The sequence below is a fragment of the Bacillus sp. Xin1 genome (genome assembly GCF_013314535.1).
Classification (GTDB): domain Bacteria; phylum Bacillota; class Bacilli; order Bacillales; family Bacillaceae_G; genus Bacillus_A.
Window position 1 is genome coordinate 1 of record NZ_JABUAE010000098.1, and the last position, 3816, is coordinate 3816.

2 protein-coding genes and 2 pseudogenes are annotated in these 3816 nt (G+C 33.4%); 3 read left to right on the forward strand and 1 reads right to left on the reverse strand.

Translation table 11 applies throughout. The features are described 5' to 3' along the window. The 3 genes and pseudogenes from HRG09_RS28665 to HRG09_RS27585 form a co-directional block, all read left to right on the forward strand. Nucleotides 1-212, forward strand: a pseudogene (locus HRG09_RS28665) (hypothetical protein); the annotation flags it as partial. A 921-nt stretch (nt 213-1133) separates the two neighbouring features. After that, nucleotides 1134-1700, forward strand: coding sequence for a TetR/AcrR family transcriptional regulator (locus HRG09_RS27580; RefSeq protein WP_141525305.1), 567 nt, complete (start codon nt 1134-1136; stop codon nt 1698-1700). Between the two features lie 57 nt (nt 1701-1757). Beyond that, nucleotides 1758-3611, forward strand: coding sequence for an alpha/beta fold hydrolase (locus HRG09_RS27585; RefSeq protein ID WP_174103995.1), 1854 nt, complete (start codon nt 1758-1760; stop codon nt 3609-3611). 57 nt (nt 3612-3668) lie between these two features. On the opposite strand, the pseudogene HRG09_RS29285 reads toward HRG09_RS27585, so the two are convergent. Then, nucleotides 3669-3816: pseudogene (locus tag HRG09_RS29285) on the reverse strand (IS6 family transposase); the annotation flags it as partial.

Sequence of the window (3816 nt, forward strand, 5' to 3'; positions counted from 1 at the left end):
TATCATTCTCCTGCTCACACTTTTTCTACAGGTTATCTCAGTTTAAAAATCTTTGCAACAGAACCAATAATGTTAATAATGTAAACACAGTCCAAGTAAACATTGATCCGAATATGTTGAAAAACATGCAATCTGAAGCTGCTGCTACAGCAGAACCAAAAGTAGAGGAAACGAAAGAAGAACCTTTAGATTTATCAAACCCTCGATTCTAAATAGTTTTCTCAATTACCAATATAGATAAATATAGTAAAATGGTAATTGGATGGGAATTCAATTTATATTATTAAAAGTAGAGTGGTTCAAGTCGGAGAAAGGCACCTTAGGGGTGTCTTTTCTTTATGAAAAAATCCCCACACAATGTGTAGAGATATTTGTAAAACAATACTTCAGATGAACACCATCAAAATAATTCGTTTATTATCCAATAGCAAAAGACCATCTATTTCCGTAGATGGTCCCTGCCTCTTCAGCTTTATTGTACACATTTAAATTATACTGCTAATCACATACTACTTTGTTATGCAATTTTGCATTAATTCTATTTTTACTATAGTAATAGTGAAAAATATCTATACTAAACTTTGGAAAAATTCCGCATAAATATTATCAATTTACTGTATATTCTTTCAATGTTAAGCTTTAAGTGTACTATATCTGTTTGAACCATTTCCCCTAACACAAGGTTTGAATAGTCATCTCAATACGTGAGAACAAACAGAGAAAAGGCACCTGTAGGTGTCTTTTTTTGTTTATGTCCTTCATATAAAACTTGTCCAAACTTTTCTCGTCCCTAATGGGGGGTCAGCCGCATGCCCATCAAGCTAATACTTTCATATCCCCCTAAATTAAAATTTTCTTTCTCTACAGATAGCTATTCTGAGAAGCCGCTCATTTTTTCGTTTTGGGGGCATTTCTTTTTCTTAAGTTGATGGGCATGTATGGTGACCTCTATTAGACGATAGTGAATTAACAATTTCAGGGTTCAGTTCAACTTTATTCAAAATAAGATTTTTTTGCATTAAAATCAATGTTAGTGGAACTTTTTTAGTCAAACTTTTTTTCTAAATTAACATAAATACTTGCAATATTTAAATTAGTACTATATAGTTCTAGTTATGACAAAGGTAAAATTAATGAATCAAAAACGTGTGATTGAAGTAGCTGCAACATTATTTTTAGAAAAAGGGTTTGCTTATACAAGTATGGATGAATTAGTACGTGTAAGCAAAGTTTCAAAGTCTAATGTGTATTATCACTTTTCTAATAAGGAAGTACTATTAGAAGGGGTCGTTGATTATTGGATTGAAATGTATCAATCTGCAATTGATGACGTACTTTCTCAGAATCAATTTTTAGTTGAAGATCGTATCCAACTGTTTTTAAAGCAATTATCACAAGGAGTTCAGTCGAGAGAGTATAAGGGGAGCTGTCCATTTATTACTCTTTATATTCAAAGTCCTAAACAGGCCACGCAAATAAAAGAAAAAATAGGCCTTTTTTTTACAGAACTACAAAAGAAAGTTTCTCTATTACTTAAACAAGGGGTAGAGAATGGAGAATTCAGAAATACGATTAATATTGATGAGGTTGCATCACTTTTTATTACAAATCTTGAAGGAGCGTTATTTATTTCAGAAACATTGAAGGATGCAACTGTAATCACGAAAACAGCAGATCATTTTTTAAAATTGCTTCGATAAAAGAAGCTTTTTTTTACATCAAATTAGTACTAAATAGTACTAAAAAGGAGATTTTATATGAGAACAGTATTTTTAATTGGTGGAACAGGCTTTATTGGAAAGCAATTAGTGAAAGAATTAGCCAAAGAGGATGTTAAAATTCTTCTTTTAGTGAGGTCGAAAAGTAAAGCAACACGCCTTTTTCAAGAAAGAGGCATCTTAAAAAAGGCAGTTATGCACTTTATTGAAGGTGATTTGACGAAAATAGATTTAGGTCTAAGTGCTGAAGATAAGGAGAGGGTATTGAAAACGGATGTGATTATTCACGCAGGAGGCCCCATGGATATTCAAGTGACAAGTAAAGAGGCAGCTTCCGTATTTTTAAATGGCGCCAAACATATTAGTGAATTAGCTAAAAGTATTCATCAATTGAAGGGCTTGCAACAATTTATTCATGTTGTAGGTTATATGAGTCCCTTTGATGATAAAAATAGCAAGATTGCAATTGATGTGTTTAAAGAAGGAAACAATTATTTGAAAATAAAAAATCCATATGAGAGAACAAAATTTTTAGCAGATCTTTATATCCGTCACCAGGCATCAGCAGTAGGTTATCCGCTTTCTGTAATTAATCCCCCAACTGTAGTCGGTAGTAGTAAAACAGGGAGTACAGAGCAGATAGCAGGATTAGGTTTGCTTGTGATCAGTATGCGAAGAGGGCTCATGCCAGTGATTCCTGGAGGTAAGGGATATAGGTTACCACTTATTTCAAACGATGAGCTTGCGAAGTTTATTGTGCAGGTTTTCAGATTGGAGCAACCGACTATTCAAACATATACACTTGTTGAAGACAAACAGCACGATCAGAACATTGCTGAATTATTAAGTATTATGTCGGAAAGTATGAATATGAGGGCACCAAAAATCTCTGTCCCAATGCCACTTATGACAGTAATTATGAATAGTGGAGTAAGTAAAATAACAAAAATTCCTTCTGATGGACTGAATTTTATTACAAAACGAAAATTTTCAAATGTTTCAGCGAAAAAAATTATGGGAGGAGATTGGTTTAAGAAGACGAGTGTAATGAAATTTTTCCCTGCCGTAGTAGCTGATCTGGATTATCGAATGATGTATCAAAATGGCCAGCATAATCATTTATTTAAACGAACATTATGCGATAACACTACCCTTTACCAATTACAAGGAGAGGGTAAACCGTTTATTTTATTACATGGTTTATTGAGTGATGGAGAGGATTTATTTCCTTTAGCACAAGAGCTTCATGAAAAAACTGGTCAACCTGTATGGATCTTGGATCTTCCAGGTTTGGGACGTTCTCCTTTTAAACAAGAGAAAAATCTTCTAGATATCTATTTGAATGTAGTAAAAAAGTTATTGGAGAAAGCTACTAATGGTGCACATCTAATTGGCCATTCATTCGGTGCGTTTATTCTTCTGGAAGCATTGGTACAAGAGTACATAGATAAGAAGTATTCAATCACTTTACTTCAGCCACCAGTTGTTAAAAAAAATGCTAAATCGCTAAATGTTCCTCAATTTATGAACAAATGGATATTAAAACTGGCAACTACTAATTTGATAGGGCGATATTTATTAAGTAATGGTTTGTTTGAAAGTATGGAGAGTATCCCTGAACATTATATTGAAAAAATAAGTAACAGTTTTACTTCTCCTAGAATTTTAAATACTACGGTTCAGCTTAACAGTTTACTACTGAAAAACGATCAAGGTGATTTCAATGAAGTAACAAAGTATAATCTTCACATTATTTGGGGGGATTATGACAGAGGCTATTCTGCTCCATCACATCTTGGTAAGGTTGATTTTGTTCCATATGGCCATCATTTTCCTCTTAGCCATCCGAGTGAAACGGCAACATTAGTAATAAAAAATAGTAATAAAAAATAGGGTTCTGTTGCGAAGTTTTGTTAAGGTTAAGTGGTGCCAACAAAAAAGTTGTACATTTTATGCGATTGTTAGTAGCTCCTGTAATTCATTGTATGTCGAAAAACCGAAGTCTGAGCCAAGACTTCGGTTTCGTTTATATAAAGCATGAATCGTTTCGATTCCTTTCAAGGTACGGGAAGCATGGCGAAGATTTTGAAATCCTGCG